Source organism: Kitasatospora sp. MBT63, assembly GCF_000710465.2.
Classification (GTDB): Bacteria; Actinomycetota; Actinomycetes; order Streptomycetales; family Streptomycetaceae; genus Kitasatospora.
The window spans coordinates 1-15,993 of the sequence record NZ_JAIZ01000080.1 but is presented as its reverse complement, the minus strand read 5'-3'; the positions used below and the strand labels follow the sequence as shown (position 1 = coordinate 15,993).

Genomic DNA, 15,993 nt, shown 5'->3' with positions numbered 1-15,993 from the left:
ATAACCCAGAGGTCGCAGGTTCAAATCCTGTCCCCGCTACAAGATGTGAGGGCCCGGCAGATGCCGGGCCCTTGCTGTTTCCCGCCCGCCATCCAGCCCTGGGGGCGCCGGCCCTCCCGCGGTGGTCGAGCCGTACGGCAGCACGGCCGGCGCTCGACCGTGATCCGCCTCGGTCGGCGCCACGTGGCCGAATCGCCATGCAGCACCGCCCGCGTTCGCATGCGTCGCGTACATGACCCGCTACTGTGAGCCACGTCACGGCTGCGCCCGGTCGCGCCGTCCTGCCGTGCAACGGACAACTGGACGACTGCGCCGGCCGCACAGCACAGCAGCGCTCACTCGGAGGTGTACGGTGTCGACCACCCAGGGCGGGTCCCTGGCCCTTCGCCGGCTCCTCCTCGCCCCCGGCACGAGCGCCCGGGCGCTGTGGCTGTGGCGCGGCGGCCGGACGGGGATCTCCTTCGACGTCGCCTGGCGCCGCACGAGGCTGGGCGGCCACCCGGACGAAGTCGCCTACCTGCGCTTCGCCCATCGCCCGCCGGCGGCCGCGGGAACGGGCATCGAGCACCGCCAGGGCGGCCACCGGCGTTAGGCCCGCTCCTTCCCGGGCGGGCGCCAGGTCGCGCGAGGCCACCGCCCGGATCGACAACCGCCGATCCGGCCACCCGATCGGGTGAATTCCGTGCCGCTGGATCCGTCGGACCGGTCCGCGCGCGACGCCGGGCAAGGCCGTCAACACCACTGTGCGCCAAGCAGGTTGAAAGCGGCCGGAAGTGGTGTCCGGCGAGCGGCGTGCACTCCGCAGCGCACGGCGACAGATCGTCAAGACCCCGTGCGTCCATCACCGGGTTGTGGGTAGCCTGCCGCAGGCAAGGACCCGGCGTGGTTCACGCCGACATGCCGCCGCACATCGTCAGGAAGTGGGAGCGTCCCGATGGGGAAGGCCAGCCGCCGTCGCCGAGAGGGCCGTCCCAAGCCGGCCCGCGCCGTCTCCAAGCTCTACAGTGACCTCCCCTCCCCGGTCATCGAGGCGTGCGAGGACGTGCTGCGGGCCTACACCGCCGGCAGCACGCCGACCGCCGCTCCCGCCACCCTCCGCTGCTGGCAGGCCGAGGTCTATGCCGAGGAGGCGGCCCTGGAAGCCCTCGACCTGCTCACCGCCCGCCGCGGATCCAGCAGCGACCTGCTGTTCACCGACCTGTACAACATGCCGGCCTTCGAGCCGTTCACCCCCGCCATGCCGTCGCTGCTGCGCTTTCTGCGCGCCCGCCGCGCCAACCTCAACCCCACGCTGCGCCTGGCTGCGGACACGCCGGGCCTGGCGCTGACCCTGCTGCTGCTCGCCGGCCATGCGCTGGTGCAGGCCGCCGACACGGTGCCGGGCGATCCGCGGGCGCAGGTGCTCCTGGCCGAGTGCCTGGCTCGGCTGGCGGCGGCGCCGCTCGGGGAGCGGGTGCTGCCGGGAGACCTCGCGTTCGCCCTGACCGAAGAGGAGCGGCGCAGCGTCGAGGACGCCGTGTACGCGCGCGACGAGCTCCGCCGGTTCCTCACCGAAGCCGTCCCCCTACGCCGGTCCGTCGCCGCGGCGCCGGGCCGGGCGCCACTGCTCGTCCTGGACCTCAGCGCGCGAGACGACGTCGAGGACCTCATGCGCGTCATGCGGACGGACAACCCCGCCGACGGTGCCGACACCGTCACCCGCTGGCGCGCGCTGGCCGACCTGATCCGGCTCGAAGTCACCTGGCTCGAGCCGGTGCACACCGAACTCGCGGTGGTCCTGCAGTCCGATCAGCACCGCGAGCTCCTGGCCGCCGTCGCCGCCGACGGGCGCGTCGCGCTGACCGGCACCGATCCGGCCGACAGCCTCGACACCGAGTTCTCGATCACCCAGGTGGCCACCGACGGCCCGAGCCTGACCCACGTCTTGGCAGCAGCCGCGACGTCCTTCAGGCCCTGACCGGGCGGCCCGCCACCTGATGGCGGGCCGCCCGGTCAGAAACCTCGAGCCGCCCGGGGCAGCGGGTCTGCGGCGGCTACCGGCGGTGGGGGAAGAGGCGTCCGAGGGCCGCGGCGGTGGCAGCCCACAGGCAGGCTCCGGCCAGCAGGGTGCCCGTCCAGGGCCAGCCCGTACCGGTGGACAGGAGCAGGACCAGGACGGCGCCGTTGACGAGGCCGCCGCAGGACGCGAGATCGCCCAGGACGGCCGGCCGCTCGCCGGCCACCGCTCGGGCGAGAGCGCCGTGGACCAGGACGAGACTTGGGCACAGGACCCAGCTGAGGATGAGGACGCCCCACCACGGCATGGGCGACAGCCACAGCAGCAGTAGGCAGGCGAGAACGCCGATCGGCAGGATGAGGAGGACACCGAGCGACGACGCCTCGTGCGGGTCGGCGTCGGCGGAGGGGCGGGCGAAGAGCGCGAGGACGCCGGCGAGGATCAGGAACAGGGCGGCGGCGATGACGAGCGGCCACGGCGTCGCCAGGCCGCTCAGGGCGGTGAGTTGGGCAAGGACCCCGGCCGCGGCGGTGCCGGCCGACGCCAGCACCGGGCCGCGGAGCGCCACCTGCCGGGCGGGTGCGGCCGGGGAGATGGTGCGGCCGGGAGCCGGGGCGCGGCGGGTGGCCGGAAGGGTCGGCTGCCGAACGGCCCGGCCGGCGGCCCTTGCCAGCGGGGTCGTGGGAACGTCGCGGAGGCCGCGCAGCCGGGCGGCGACCGCCTGGGCGCTCGCGGGACGCTGCGCCGGGTCCTTGGCCAGCAGGTGCAGGACGAGGTCCTCGAGGTCGGCGGGGATGCCGGCGCGCAGGGTGCTGGGGGCGGCGGGGGTGGACGTCATGTGCTGGTGCAGTACCGCGATGGCGTCCCCGGTGAAGGGGGGTCGGCCGGTCAGGAGGGTGTAGAGGAGGCAGCCCAGGGCATAGAGGTCGGCGGGAGCGCCGATCTCCGGGTCGGCGCTGGCCTGCTCGGGGGCCATGAAGGCCGGCGTCCCGATCACGTTGCCCGTGGTGGTCAGGGCCGGGTGCCGGGCACCGCGGTGGCGGGCGATGCCGAAGTCGACGACCTTGATCCCGTCGGGAGTGAGCATGACGTTGGCGGGCTTGATGTCGCGGTGCACGATCCCCGAGCGGTGGGCGACGGCCAGGGCGTCGCAGATCTGCGCCGCCCAGGCGATCACGTCGGCGACCTCCGGCAGGCGGTCCGCGGTCAGGCGATCCAGGCTCTGGCCGCCGAGGAGCTCCATGACGAGGTAGGCGACGGGGCGGCCGTCGAGGTCGGCCCGGCCGAGGTCGTGGACGGTGACGATGTGGCGGCTGGCGAGGGTGCCGGCGGCGTTGGCCTCGGCGAACAGGCGCTGGACCGCAGTGCCGGTCGCCCCGGTGAGGTCGAGGACCTTGACCGCGACCGGGCGGCCGATGCGCGTGTCCGTGCCCCGCCACACGGCACCCATCCCTCCGGCTCCGATCAGAGCCTCCAGGTGGTACCGCCCGTCGAGCAGCATCGCTCTTCCGCCTCGTAGTCCGGGTCCGGCGGACCTGCGGTCCGCGCCGGCGATCGGCCGCCGGTGCGGGCACAGTACCGGCCTCCCGCCGGATCGTGCGCATGCCAGCTGATCACGACGCCGACGGGCCGACCGGCCACCCCCGACTTAAGTTGCACAAGAAGCATTAGTGCTGTAACTTATTAAGTGTCTGAGAGTGTACCTCTCCCCCGAAATCCCTGGCCGCGCAGCCGCGTCCGGCTACGAGAAGGACCGTGATGGCCAAGCTGACCCGCCAGCAGGCGACGCTCCACGCCGAGGCGTGCGAGCTGCTCGCACTCGACCGTGACCTGACCCCCGACGAGCGGCTGTTCGTCCTCGACAACTGGCAGGAGTCCGCGACCAGCAGGAACACGCTCGACGGCGCCTTCTTCACGCCTCCCGGCCTCGCCGTCGACATGGCGGTCGAGGTGACCGGCCACCGGATCGTCGACCTGTGCGCCGGGATCGGGGCGCTGGCGTCAGCCTGCCTCACCTACGGCCCGCGCGGCCGCGAGATCGTCTGCGTGGAGCGCAACCCGCTCTACGTCGAGGTCGGGCGCAGGGTGGTGCCGGACGCGACCTGGATCCAGGCCGACATCTTCGACCTGCCGGACGGACTCGGCCGCGACCTGCCGGACGGACTCGGCCGCTTCGACACCGCCGTCTCCAACCCCCCGTACGGCGCGACGCCCCGCACCGGCGACAGCCCGGCCTACCGAGGACGCCGCTTCGAGTACCACGTGATCGCCATCGCCTCGCAGCTCGCGGCCCACGGCGTCTTCCTCGTCCCGCAGGAGAGCGCCCCGTTCCGGGCCAGCCGCAGCGGGGGCCTCACGACCGTCGACGATCCGGAGTACGAGCGCTTCACCGCCGCGACCGGGATCCGCCTGGACACCAACTGCGGACTGGACACCTCCTCGTACCAGCACGAGTGGAGGGGAGCCGCCCCCCGGACGGAGATCGTCCTCACGACGTTCGGCATCCCCCGCGGCCCCTCACCCACCGCCGCCGAGACCGCCCCGGGCGAGCTGGCCCTGTTCCCGCCGGGCGATGCCCGGTGACCCGTCCCGAACGCTGAACCCGGCGCACCTCCACGCCCAGCCCTCACCCTCACCGCCACGCCCGCCCAGCGGGCCGACCACCACCGGACCACGGAGTCTGCCTCGAACGGATCTTTCATGCACCAGGCCCCGGAACCTGTACGCCTCGCCCCCGACAGCCGCTGGCGGCCACACCCCGGCGAGCCCGACCGTCCGCTCACCACCGCCGAAGCCGCCGAAGCCGACCTCCTGAGGGCCTACGTCGCCGACCTTCGCGCGTCCGGCCACACCGTGGAGCGGTACCGCATCGACTCCCCCGACGGAACAGTCGATTTCGTCGACGCCCTGGACACCACGACCGCAACCCTCGTCGCCGCGCGGGCCGGCACCGCCCACCCCGCCGTCCTCCACTACACGATCGGCGAACTCCTCGACGTGCGGTCGCGCTTCGACCCGCTCCCCGCCACGGTCCTCCTGCTCCCGGCCCCGCCGTCGCCGAACACAGCCGGGCTCCTGCACAGCATCGGCATCACACCGGCCTGGCCCGACCCCGCTCAGCCCTCCGGGTTCGCCCACGGCGCCCCCGCCTGAACCCGTCCCGCCCCCGACCGGCGCTCTCCCACCACGCCCAGACCCCTCACGGAGAACCGATGAACCACACCACCGCGACCCCGAGCCCCCTCACGGCCGCCCTGGCCACCCAGTTCGACCAGGCACTCCAGGCCGCCAAGTCCACCCGCCGGGCCGCGCTGCACAACGCCGCCGCCTTCGCGGCCCACCTGATCCGCCAGGAGGAACCGACCGTCGCGGTCCTGATCGTCGACACCGACACCGGCCAGCTGTGCGGCTACCGCGCGGCCGACCGGACGCCATTGTGGTGGTTCAGCCTCGACCAGCACATCGCCGACCAGATCGAATCCCGCCTGGCCGACGTCCTGGCCCTCGGCACGGACACGGACGAACTCACCGACGCCGGATGGACGAACCACGACGAGGAGGGCACCTCGGAACTGCGCCTGCCCGCCCCGGTGGCCACCAACGGTCTGCTCGACCGGATGATCCACCACCTCAGCACCCACGCCATCCTCATGACCACCCGCGCGGCAGTCGACCTGTACGGCGCCCACGGCGACCCCCACGACCAGCTGAGCAGCACCCAGGTCGAGCAGTTGGAGGCCCTCGCGGCCCTGTACGCCGACTACGAGGGCTCCCTCGACGGCCCGCTGTACCTGCTCGGCGAGCTGGGCGTCATCGGTGTGATCCGCTCCGGCGTGGAGCTGTTCGCCTCCCTCCCCGACCCCGGCAAGGCCCTGACCGATGCGCAGACCGACTGGCTGAACACCCTCACGGGGTTGCTGGACGAGGAGGACAGCGCATCCGCCACCGGCGCCTGACCGGCCCGGCCGCACCCGAACCACACACAGCCCGGGTGCGGCCCGGAGCCCTGCCGTCCAGTGGGCCCGAGCCGGTGGGAAGCACCGCCCCACGGCGGCCCGGACGCGGACCACACCCCCGCCCCCGATACGACCCGGCAACGTTGCTGCCCCTGGGAGTTGTCCGATGAACACCCTTGAACCCTGGCGGAAGCATCTCCCCGAATGCCCCGACTGCGGGACCGCCGTCGGCGAGGCCCATGACGCCCGCTGCGACCAGGCCATGTGCCTGGGGTGCGGTGTCCAGCGCATCTCGTGCGACGGCGGCCACCGCATGGGCGTCGACCGGTGGACAGGCACCGACCCGCGCTTCGCCGCTTGCGAGGAACTGGGCTGGTTCGCGCTCGCCGAACCCGGCTGGCCCCGCTGCGCCCCCGGTACTCCTGGCGCGTGGCCCGACCTCAACCGCCTCTACGCGGAGGCCGACTGGGACCCGCGTGCCCGCACGTGGAAGCCCCGGCCGGTGACCGTCGTGGTGCTGCTGCCCACGGACGACAGCTGACCGACGTTCGCGCGCACTCCTCCGACAGGCGATCTTGACCGGTGCGCTCGCTCGTACGGGATCGCTGGTCTCGGATGCCGTGTTGACCCGGGCCCGCTTACAGGCTCATCGGGTCGACCCCGGCCAGCTGGAGGTTGAGCCAACTGGTGAGCAGAGCGAGGATCGCGGCGTGCCGCGGAACGTCGTACTGCTGCAGCAGGATCCAGGCGGTGGTGCCCTCGCCGGTCAGATGGAGCCGTAGAACGCGCCGGGCGAGCACGGCGAGGGCGTCGTCCTGCCGATCGCCCACCGCGACGACGTCGCCGCTGGGCAGAGCGTTGTGCAGCAGAGCCTTGGAGGCGACCTCGATGGCACCACGCAGGGGCTCGCGGTTGCGCTCCTGGCGGATCAGAGCGAGAACGTGCTCCGTCGCCACGCTGTTGCCGGCGTCCGGCCCGGCGGCGGTCATCGCGGCCACGTGGGAGACGGCACGGCGCTGGCGAGGATCGACGGCCGCGTCGGTGAGCCGAGCGTGGAGGGTGGCCGTCTGCGGAGGAGTGAGAGTAGGCACGATGGGGACGGTAGCCGGTTCGCCGTCTGTCGATGCCGTGGCCTGCGGATCGGTCAAGGGCACCTGTCACGAAGTGCAAATTGGCTACCCCCTCGCCGGACCAACGTGCTGGACTGGCGACCATCGACCAGGCAGCTCGGAACCTCGGAGGACCACGTGCCGCGGCACACGACCACGCACGACGCAACGGCCTCGTCCGGCGGCGACCTCGTCTCGCTCCGGGAGTTCGCAGCCGATCCGGCCAACCACCGGCCCCGGCCGGCGGCAACCCGCACAGCGGAGCCGCCGGCCGGTCCCGCGGCCCCGTCGGTCCGCAATCCCGAGACCGGTGAGGTCCGGGTCATGGCCGATCAGTGCACCACCTGCATCGGGCGGCCGGGGACGATCAGGAATCCCCAGCGGCGGCGTGAGCTGCTCGGCGTCGACGCGAACGGGCGCTACGACGAGGGCCACACCGTCTGCCACGCGACTCTGGACGGCAACCCCGACGGCCTGCCGGCCGCGGTCTGCGCCTGGATCGCGCAGCACCCGCAGGCAGCTGCCCACTCGCTGGCCCTTCGGATGGCTGCGGTGACCGGCATCGAGTACATCAGTGCGCCCGGCGCGGCCGGGGACGACGCTTCCGGCTGAACGTCACCTGTCAGTGATGGCTGCTCAGGAGCTGTCCGGATCAGGAGGACTGGTCCTGGTCCGTGTTGTCGTTCGGCAGGTCCGGTGGCCTCGCACGCGCTGTCCGAGGCGGGGGTGTCCGCGAGGGTCCGCAGCGCATCTGCGACCACGCCGGCCCGGTCGGCCCGGCCGCATACCGCTCGTCGCGGGCCCCGACGGGAAGGCCACTGGGCGGCACGGCAGGTGGCCTTCACCGCTGGGCGACCGGCGGCCGGGTGGTCGAGCTCTGGCTTGCGGCCGCCGCCCCATCGGCGCACCCGGTCGAGGCAGGCAGCGTGCTGTTCCCGAGCCTGGAGGACGGGCCTGGCTGGCCACCACCGGCCTGCTGATCCACGGGGCCACCAACCCGTCGTCTCCCGCATCGCCCCGCTGACCCTCGCGCCCGAGCTTCGGAGCAGCGGCTTGTGCCGGCGGCACCCGCGCCCACCGGCGCCCCCGATCGGGTGATCCGCGTCCGCGTGCCGCCCCCGCAGCCGCTCACGGCCGCTACAGTCCCCTCAGGCAGGAAGCGCACGCCATGGTCGCTGTCACCTGTCACCTCATGCCCACGCCGCCGAGGTGACACGAGCGGCCGAGGCCCCACCGGCACAGCCGGAAAATGGGCCCGCCCGCAGCACGTTGATCGACCGCCGTGGACACCGACCGGGCGGGAAGCGTGGGTACCCCGTCCAGAAGGCGACATGTGCCATGACGAGGAACGGCTCCGACTCCCGCAAGCAGCGTGCCCGGGAGCTGATGCGCCCCGACTTTCCCTACAGCGAAGCGCTCCAGTTGCGTGACCGGCGTCGCGCCGCCTCGCCCGCGCGCCAGCACCTGGGGTGCGTCGTGCAGTTCGACGGCCGTCAGGGGGCGGACGTCGTCGTCGATCTCGCCGCGGCGCTCGCCCTGGACGGCCTGCGGGTCCTGGCCGTGCACACGGTCCGGCCCGGCGTCCTGTTCGGTGGCCGCGGGGCCCGTCGCCGGCCCCAGCCAGAGGCCCCGCCGGTCTCCGCGATCACCGAGCGGTCCGTTTCCGGCCGCGGGGCCCTTCACGAGGTCACCGTCACGACCCGCCCATTCGCATCCGGCGCTCCGGATCCCGTCCGAGCGCTGGTGGAGGAGGCCCGGAGCCGGTACGACTACGTCCTGGCCCGCTCCCACACCGTGCCCTACGACGTGCTGGAGCGGCGGGACCTGCTGGTCGGCGTGGTCAACCAGGAGCACCTGCCCGTCTCGCAGCTGATGATGACCGTCAAGGACGGCAAGCCCTGCCAGGTCGAGGCGCCGCTCACCCCGGCGCAGTCCATCGCGCTGATGCAGCACGAGAGGGCGTCCCTGTTCGGGTGGAGCCCGCAGCCCCCGTCCGCGCTCATCCTGACGAAGTACCGGGGCCTGGACACGCTCCCGGCCGAGTTCCGGGCAGCGGTCGGCTACGAGCTGGAGGCCGCCGGCACACCGGTCCTCGGGGACCTGGAGGAACTGGTACGCGCCACCCGCACCCCGGTTCCCGAGGTGGTCCTCGACGATCCCGACGGTGAGCTGGCCGCCGGCTTCCGCGCAACCGCCCGCGCCCTGCACACCCTGGCCCGGGGCCGCGCCGTGCCGGCTGCCCGGCCGGCCCGGCTGCCCGGCTCCTGCGCCGGCGTCGTGGTCGGCCTGCTGCCCATGCAGCGCGCCGACGTCGTGACGGTTGCCGCAGCCCTCGGGCGGGCCCTGGTCGAGCGCGGCCTGAAGGTCCTGGTGGTGGACGACTGCGCCCGCGCACCGCTCGCGGGCGAGCCGGTGCCCGACTGGCCCGCTCCCCCGGCCGCCGCCGCACTGGCGACAGCCGGCGGACCGCACCCGCGAGGTGACGACCTGGACGCCGCGTTCGCCCGCGCGCGGGCCGGCTTCGACATCGTCCTGCTGTTCAGCCGGGCGACCGACGGAAGTGCTCCCTACCGCATGAACGGGCGGGTGGACACCCACCTGGTCATCGCACAGGACGACGACCTGCCGCTCGTCGAGCGCGTCGCCGACACCCGGCTGAGCGGGCAGCACCGCGTGCACTCCTGGCTGGACCGCCACTACCGCTCACAAGGGCGCGACCGGTCCGGCCCGTCGGCAGCAGCGTTCGTCGACAGTGTCACCGAAGCCGGCCGCCGGCTGTGGGGGGAGCTGTGGGGCGCCGCCTCGACCTGGCAGCCGCTGGAGGATTTCGGGCCTCGCCAGGTCGCCACCCACACCCGGACCCTGCCCCCTGCCGCAGCCGCGGCCGTCCTGCGTGAGCGCTTCGTCCATCCCGCCGGTGGCGTCATGCCCATCGCTATCGCCGGCCTGGTCCTGCTCTCGGCCGCCGCCCCGCCCGAGCAGTGGCTGTCGGCCGTCGCGGCCGAGATGGCCGCCGCCCGCACACCACTGCTCGGGCTGGTGCCCACCGGGCCGGACGCCGTGGGCGGTGCGGCGATGTCCACGGTGGCAGCGGCTCTCGAGACAGCGCTGCGTACTGCGGGCGGCCCCGAAGGCCGATGACCGGAAGGCGTCGCCGGCCCGAAGCGCCCGGCCGGCGACGCCGCGCCGGCAGCCTGACCGCGCACCGGGCCGGCCGCCAGCACGCGTTCCGCAGACCGGCACCCGGGCGGCGGCAGCACGGGCCCATACGGCCGCTGCGGCCGCAGAATTGGCCTGAATCTTGCTGTACGTCAGGTATTGCGCCCCTTTATGGTGTTCCGAGCTACTGCTCGGCCGCCCGGTGGCGGCCGTGGCCCGGCCGCCGGCCCGTGACCGGTGGGCGAAGAGGCCTGAGGGTGCGCCTGTGCATCGACCACCGCAAGCACCACCGACTCGTCGTGCCTGAATCCGGCGCGCAGCGGATCACGGGACCAGCGCGCCGACGAACAGGAGCGACATGGTCAGGCACCACGGACGCAAGCAGACCGCGCGGCGGCGAGCCGCCGCGGGCAACACTGGCCACCAGGTAGCGGTCGAGCAGTTGAAGGCCCGAACCAGCACCGCAGCCCACGGCACTTCGCCGTCCGCCGAGGCACACGACTGGGACGAGACGGTCGTGGCCGCCCTCACCGCCCTCGTCACCGGCGCCGGCACGGCTCCGATGCGCACCGTGTGGCGGAACGAGTCCAGCGCCCGGGGCGACAGCAGCCGCCCGCCGACCCAGGGCCGGCCGCCGATGACCGACCCCGACCGGTGGGGGGTGGCCGAGGCCTGCGTCGACGGCTACCTCGTCCGGCAGATCGACTCCAGCCACAGCCACGGTTTGGAGAAGGGGACCCGGGTGCCGGTGCCGTACCGCACCCGCGACGGCGAGGTGGAGGTCGCGGCGCTGTGGCCGCTGGTGCACTGGCCCGAGAGGGGCCTGGGCTGGCGGTGGGTCCACAACGGATGGGGCGTCGAGCAGCCCGGGCGGATCCTGGGCGATGCCGACCCCCTGCGCCCCGCCGTCGCGCTGCCGTTCGAGGTTCGTGTCTTCAGCGTCCTCGACGGCGTCCTCGGCGAGGACTACGGGGGCTCGGCCCCGGGCTGGGAGACCGTGGCCTGGTGCGCCGCCTTGGAGCACGCCGCCGAACTCGCCCACGCCTACACCGACCACCAGTACACGATCCCCAAGCGCCGGCCCGACGTCGGGTACGTCCAGGCCGAGGTCTGGGAGCACGCCATCACGCTCGAAGTGCTGCCGGTGCAGCGTCTGGTCACGCACGCCGCCCCCGACCGGGCCACGATCGCGCACCTGCGCTCCGACGCGCCGGTGCCCGGCCGGCCAGCCAGCGGCCCGCCCACCCCCGAGCCCGACTGGAGGCCGGGCCTGAAGTACCCGCCGAAGGGTGAGCTCAGGGTGTGGGACAACGGCCGGTGGAAGTCCTTCGCCTGGTTCACCGGTGCCGGCGACCCCGGCATCGCGGCCGCCCTGCTCCGGGTCGGCGCCGGCGGCCGCTACCCGTACGCGGAGAGCTGGCGCCCCCGCCACCCCGACGCCTGGAGGCACGACTGGACCCAGGAGGGCCGGAGCCTGTCGCACCGGTACCCGGCCGAGCCCTACACGGAGACCGCCCGGCGCAGCGACCGGTCCCGGCGCCGACGTGCCGAGCACCTGGCCGCTTCCCTCGCCGGGCGCAGCGGCGGCCGCCTCACTATCGAGCAGGCCGCCGACCGGATCCGCCGGGGCGGCCAACAGTACGAGGACTTCCTGCGCACCGGTCAGGTCGTCGTCCTCGACGTTCTCAACGCCCAGCGCCTGGCCCTCCCCGAGGGGCCGGAACGCGATGCCGTGCGTGCGTTGATCGACGGACTGGAGGACCGCCACGAGGTCCCCGGCGATCTGGTGCCGCCCGCGTGGGCCCGTCTGGACCAGGACGAGCGGGACGGCAAGCTGCCGGGTATGCGCGCCTACCGGGCCCGGGCCCTCACCGAGTACCTGACCCCGGCGGCGGGCGGGGACGGCCTGCCCGGTCTGGCTCGCTGACGCCCTCGTCCCATCCTGGTGGCTCGGACCACGCTGAAGGGCCTGGTCTGGCAGCGTCGCTCTGCCGGACCAGGCCTGTGCGATCCGTCCAGCTCCGGTATCTCCTCGCCCGGCATCCGAGGCGGACAAGGCGGTTGGGACGGTGGTCATCCAGGCGAACATCTCCCCGCCGGGCCGGTGTCCCGCACGGTGCCCAGCGATCGGCTCCAGCCGGCCGGGGCGCCGGTGCGCGAGCATGACCGGTTCGCCCACGTAAGCTGCCCACCGTGGGCATGGCGAAGCGGCAGATGGAGACGGCGGACGAGCGGGGCTGGTACTCGTGCGGCGGGTGGGTCTGCGCGGAGTGCGTCGCGGAAGCCGCCCTGAAGCAGGTGGTGTCGGACGCCGCCGGCGCGGACAACGCCTGCGACTTCTGCAAGGGCACGCCCGCGGCCGACATGGACGTGCTCACCGAGGCGTTCGTCAACGGCCTCAACACCGAGTACGCCAACGCGGACAACGAGGGCGTCCCCTACGACAGCGCGGAGGGCGGCTACCACAGCGCCACCACCTGGGACACCTGGGACCTCGTCCACGACCACTCCGACGTCTTCGCCAACGACGCCCTCCTCCAGCCCATGGTCGAGGCGATCGGCGAGCAGACCTGGACCAACATCAACTGGCAACTGCCGCGATACAACGAGCAACTCGCCTCGAGCTGGTCGAACTTCTGCGAGCAGATCCAGTACAAGACCCGCTACGTCTTCTGGCTGCGCCGCGACGGGCAGGACGAGGAGGAGGAGGCGCTCTGGGGAGAGATCCCCGCAGGGCGGATCCTCGACCAGATCGGGCGCCACCTGCTGGACCTCGACCTGGTGCGGGACCTACCGGCCGGCACCACGCTGTGGCGAGCCCGCCCGGTGACCGACCAGGACCTGGAGGCAGCTTCGAGCTGGGGTGCCGAGGCCCTGGGCACCGCACCGCGGCAGTACGCCGTGAAGCCCAACCGGATGAGTCCGGCCGGCATCCCGATGTTCTACGGAGCCTTCGACCAGGCGACGGCCGTCCAGGAGGTCACCCAAGGCACCCCGATGCGGCTCGCCGTCGGCGCGTTCGAGCTGTCCCACGCCTGCACCGTCGTCGACTTCACCCAACTCCCCCCGATCCCGTCCATGTTCGACCCCGAGCACGGCCACCAGGTCCGTGCCCTGACCTTCCTCCACCAGTTCGTGCGCCAGATGGCCACACCGGTGCGTCCCGGGCACGACCACATCGACTACATCCCCACCCAGGTCGTCGCCGAGTACCTGATGAAGGCCTTCAATCCGGGCCGCCCGGTGCACGGCATCGTCTACGGCTCCTCCCTCAACCGACGGCGCTGTGTCGTCCTCGACTTGGACAGCACTTGCTGTGTCGAGCAGGTCGACGGCTGGTCCTCCGAGCACGCCCGCCTCGGACTCGTCCCCAACTCCGTGGCAGTGCTGCCCGCGGAGACCAGCTGACCACCCAGGCCGGCCCGGGCAACCAGCACGGAGCCCCGTACTGCAGGCCGCCGCCGGCGCCCCTCCCGATGGCTGACATTCGCCTGATCGAGGGAACTCCCCACGTCCCGCTTGCTCCTGGCCGCCACCGCCCGCCAACCTGGGCCAAGGCCTCGGTGGGAGGCCCTTCTCCGGGCGTCGGCCGGCCAAGTGGACGCTGGCGGGGACAGAGCCGCAACACCGCACCCCACCGGCAACACCCAGCGCACAGCCGAGGTAGCGACCAACTCCTCCCCGCTCGTCGCGCGCCCGAGGCCGGCGGAACGCGCGAGGAACGGACCCCCGTGAGCTCCAGGCAGCCCAGCCGCAAAGCCGCCCTCTACCGCATGTACACCGGCGACTCCCTCTCCAACCTCAAGCACGCCGCGAGCACCCGACTGCCCGCACCGAACGCCCTCCGGACTACCTCCCCCGCGCAGCAGGAACTCGAGCACCAGGTCCTGCTGCACTACCGCGGCGGCAGCGTCTACGCCGCGCATCCGTTCGCGATCACCTACACGCGTGTCCTGGGCGACCGCACGGAGGTGCGCCTGGACCCGGCGGCGCGCGCATTCGACGAGCGCGTCGACACGGCCGAGCGCGCCATCGAGCACCTTCTCCCCTACACCCATCCGACCGCTCGCCCCGATGAGGGGCCTGGCGGCGCCCCTGGCATCCGCCTGCGCGGCATCGACCGAGTCGGTCTCCACCTCACGCACGCGAGCGACCCGAGCGCTCACCTCGTCCTGACCGGGCCCTCCGAAGTGGCCTGGAGCGCTCAACTCCAGGCTCGGACAGCCAAGCTCACCGCCGCCGGGCGCGTCCCTCTCTGGGACGAACCGACCCTCACCGCGGCTGAGCGCTCATACCCGAGCGAGCCCTGGCCCTGGCTGAGCGCCGGCGTCCTACGGCGGATCGGCCTGTTCTCCCGCGTCTCCACCGCGTACGACACCTACTACGGGGACCGTCACAACAGCCTGATGGTCGTGCTCCGCCACCTCCACCCAGCGCTCCCCGCGCACGACCAGCTCGTCCGCCGGCTCACCGACCCGGCCTGGGGCATGCCGCTCGTGATCGACGAGAACCACTGCGACTGCCGGCTCCGTCGCCCTGACCGCCCCTACACCCACGACCACACCTGGGAGCGGACCTGCCACGTCGCCCTCACCCATCGAGACGGACTCCCCGGCCGGCTCCTGCTGCGCTTCATGTCCTCGTCCGCCGACATCGGAGCAGAGGCCGGCTCCGCGGCTGAGGCCCGACGCGAACTCGCCCTCGCTGGAGCACCACGCGGCTGGCTCCGGAGAACCATGCCCGCTCCCCCACCCGCGCAGCGAAGGAGGCCGAGCCTGGCCGCCCGGCGCGCCAGCTGTACCGGCGAAACCCTCGCCGATGCCGCACGAGCGCTCACGCCCGACGCCAGGAGCGCATTCCCCATCGCCACCGCTGAGCAGGAGCGACTCGAGAGCGAGGTCCTCCAGACCATGAGCGCTCTTCGAGCGTTCGCACCCCGCGCACTGGGAGTCCGAGCGCTCCACCCCATGAGCGACCAGATCACCATCGACCTCGAGCCAGCCCTGCACACCGCTCAGCACTGGGCCGCCCTCCTCCCGGTCGGCTCCAGCGGTCGCACACCAGCCTCGGGGATCCCGGGTCTGCGTCACGAGCAGCACCCAGACGGAGTGCACCTGATCCGGGATGCACCTGGATCCGCCACTGCACGCGTCATCCTCCACGGGATCGAGCCTTCGCAGTGGATGGAAGCCGCGACCGGACTCAGGCGCGGCACGAGCCTTGCCGACCTCACCCCATGGACGGAGGAGGAGGTCGGCCTCTATAGCGCCGCCAGCCACCCCGCGTGCGAGCACTACATCGGCAGCGGACTCATGCGCATGATCCGAGCTGTCTGCGGAGCCGGAGCGTCATCCGCGATCACGGTCTCCTCACACCCCGGTGAGAAGCCTCGACGCTGCGACTGGCGGGTCAACCTGCTCGACGGCCCTGGGCACGGCGCACTACTGGACCTGCTCACCGACAGCAGCCTCGCGCTCGGCCTCGAACTCTGGAAGCGCTCATGCACCAGCGACCACACGGGCTGCTGGTTCAAACTGACCGACGACGGTGGCCAGAGGCTTCTCGTGTTTGATCACTAATCTGACAGCACTCAGACGCGTGACCGGTGAGCGACCACCGTCCAGTTCTCTCAGGGGATGCATGGCGCTCGTTAACTCTTATCGTCGCGCCGACGATAAGCGTCGCCCGAACGGGTGAACCATCCCGCCCCCCGTCCAGGTACCGCGGGTACCGGACGACCACCGCACACCGTCCAGGCCGCAGACGGTGCGGC

General features: G+C 72.9%; 13 protein-coding genes. 11 read left to right on the top strand and 2 right to left on the bottom strand.

The features are described from left to right. Positions 1-352 precede the first annotated feature (352 nt). Together AA75_RS05570 and AA75_RS05565 are read left to right on the top strand one after the other, a co-directional pair. Positions 353-592: a hypothetical protein gene (locus tag AA75_RS05570; protein WP_033818630.1), complete on the top strand. Its 240-nt coding sequence runs from the start codon at positions 353-355 to the stop codon at positions 590-592. A 342-nt stretch (positions 593-934) separates the two neighbouring features. Beyond that, positions 935-1,957, top strand: a complete 1,023-nt coding sequence (locus tag AA75_RS05565; protein WP_033818629.1) for a hypothetical protein — start codon at positions 935-937, stop codon at positions 1,955-1,957. Between the two features lie 76 nt (positions 1,958-2,033). On the opposite strand, the gene AA75_RS05560 is transcribed toward AA75_RS05565, so the two are convergent. Then, positions 2,034-3,497 carry a serine/threonine-protein kinase gene (locus AA75_RS05560; protein ID WP_051811890.1) on the bottom strand — a complete coding sequence of 488 codons (1,464 nt, stop codon included), beginning with the start codon at positions 3,495-3,497 and terminating at the stop codon, positions 2,034-2,036. 257 nt (positions 3,498-3,754) lie between these two features. Here AA75_RS05560 and AA75_RS05555 point away from each other — a divergent pair, with 257 nt between their 5' ends. The 4 genes from AA75_RS05555 (at position 3,755) to AA75_RS05540 (ending at position 6,493) form a co-directional block, all read left to right on the top strand. Then, entirely contained in the window at positions 3,755-4,579 is an 825-nt protein-coding gene (locus tag AA75_RS05555) for a hypothetical protein (RefSeq protein WP_051811889.1), read from the top strand. A 117-nt stretch (positions 4,580-4,696) separates the two neighbouring features. Then, entirely contained in the window at positions 4,697-5,149 is a 453-nt protein-coding gene (locus AA75_RS05550) for a hypothetical protein (protein ID WP_033818628.1), read from the top strand. Positions 5,150-5,208: 59 nt separating this feature from the next. Continuing rightward, positions 5,209-5,952: a hypothetical protein gene (locus AA75_RS05545; protein ID WP_033818627.1), complete on the top strand. Its 744-nt coding sequence runs from the start codon at positions 5,209-5,211 to the stop codon at positions 5,950-5,952. A gap of 166 nt (positions 5,953-6,118) precedes the next feature. Beyond that, on the top strand, positions 6,119-6,493 hold the full coding sequence (locus AA75_RS05540) for a hypothetical protein (protein ID WP_051811888.1): 375 nt from the start codon (positions 6,119-6,121) through the stop codon (positions 6,491-6,493). Between the two features lie 97 nt (positions 6,494-6,590). Here AA75_RS05540 and AA75_RS05535 read toward each other — a convergent pair whose 3' ends face one another. Continuing rightward, positions 6,591-7,043 carry a hypothetical protein gene (locus tag AA75_RS05535; protein ID WP_149037961.1) on the bottom strand — a complete coding sequence of 151 codons (453 nt, stop codon included), beginning with the start codon at positions 7,041-7,043 and terminating at the stop codon, positions 6,591-6,593. Between the two features lie 342 nt (positions 7,044-7,385). Between AA75_RS05535 and AA75_RS47080 the strand changes: the two genes are divergently transcribed. From AA75_RS47080 to AA75_RS49050, 5 genes are all read left to right on the top strand, one after another. Then, positions 7,386-7,673: a hypothetical protein gene (locus tag AA75_RS47080; RefSeq protein WP_149037960.1), complete on the top strand. Its 288-nt coding sequence runs from the start codon at positions 7,386-7,388 to the stop codon at positions 7,671-7,673. A 726-nt stretch (positions 7,674-8,399) separates the two neighbouring features. Beyond that, a complete protein-coding gene (locus tag AA75_RS05525; RefSeq protein WP_033818624.1) occupies positions 8,400-10,202 on the top strand; it encodes a hypothetical protein in 1,803 nt (600 codons plus the stop codon). Positions 10,203-10,578: 376 nt separating this feature from the next. Then, a complete protein-coding gene (locus tag AA75_RS05520) occupies positions 10,579-12,147 on the top strand; it encodes a hypothetical protein (protein ID WP_033818623.1) in 1,569 nt (522 codons plus the stop codon). 272 nt (positions 12,148-12,419) lie between these two features. Next, positions 12,420-13,628, top strand: coding sequence for a HEPN-associated N-terminal domain-containing protein (locus tag AA75_RS05515; protein WP_033818622.1), 1,209 nt, complete (start codon positions 12,420-12,422; stop codon positions 13,626-13,628). Between the two features lie 323 nt (positions 13,629-13,951). After that, complete coding sequence (locus AA75_RS49050) at positions 13,952-15,799, top strand: hypothetical protein (protein ID WP_033818621.1); 1,848 nt, start codon at positions 13,952-13,954, stop codon at positions 15,797-15,799. The last annotated feature ends 194 nt before the right edge of the window (positions 15,800-15,993 follow it).

What these genes read in the sequence shown, in the direction of transcription:
- AA75_RS05565 (WP_033818629.1), top strand. Translation starts at nt 935, where the DNA reads ATGGGGAAGGCCAGCCGCCGTCGCCGAGAGGGCCGTCCCAAGCCGGCC.
- AA75_RS05560 (WP_051811890.1), bottom strand. Translation starts at nt 3,497, where the DNA reads ATGCTGCTCGACGGGCGGTACCACCTGGAGGCTCTGATCGGAGCCGGA.
- AA75_RS05555 (WP_051811889.1), top strand. Translation starts at nt 3,755, where the DNA reads ATGGCCAAGCTGACCCGCCAGCAGGCGACGCTCCACGCCGAGGCGTGC.
- AA75_RS05550 (WP_033818628.1), top strand. Translation starts at nt 4,697, where the DNA reads ATGCACCAGGCCCCGGAACCTGTACGCCTCGCCCCCGACAGCCGCTGG.
- AA75_RS05545 (WP_033818627.1), top strand. Translation starts at nt 5,209, where the DNA reads ATGAACCACACCACCGCGACCCCGAGCCCCCTCACGGCCGCCCTGGCC.
- AA75_RS05540 (WP_051811888.1), top strand. Translation starts at nt 6,119, where the DNA reads ATGAACACCCTTGAACCCTGGCGGAAGCATCTCCCCGAATGCCCCGAC.
- AA75_RS47080 (WP_149037960.1), top strand. Translation starts at nt 7,386, where the DNA reads ATGGCCGATCAGTGCACCACCTGCATCGGGCGGCCGGGGACGATCAGG.
- AA75_RS05525 (WP_033818624.1), top strand. Translation starts at nt 8,400, where the DNA reads ATGACGAGGAACGGCTCCGACTCCCGCAAGCAGCGTGCCCGGGAGCTG.
- AA75_RS05520 (WP_033818623.1), top strand. Translation starts at nt 10,579, where the DNA reads ATGGTCAGGCACCACGGACGCAAGCAGACCGCGCGGCGGCGAGCCGCC.
- AA75_RS05515 (WP_033818622.1), top strand. Translation starts at nt 12,420, where the DNA reads ATGGCGAAGCGGCAGATGGAGACGGCGGACGAGCGGGGCTGGTACTCG.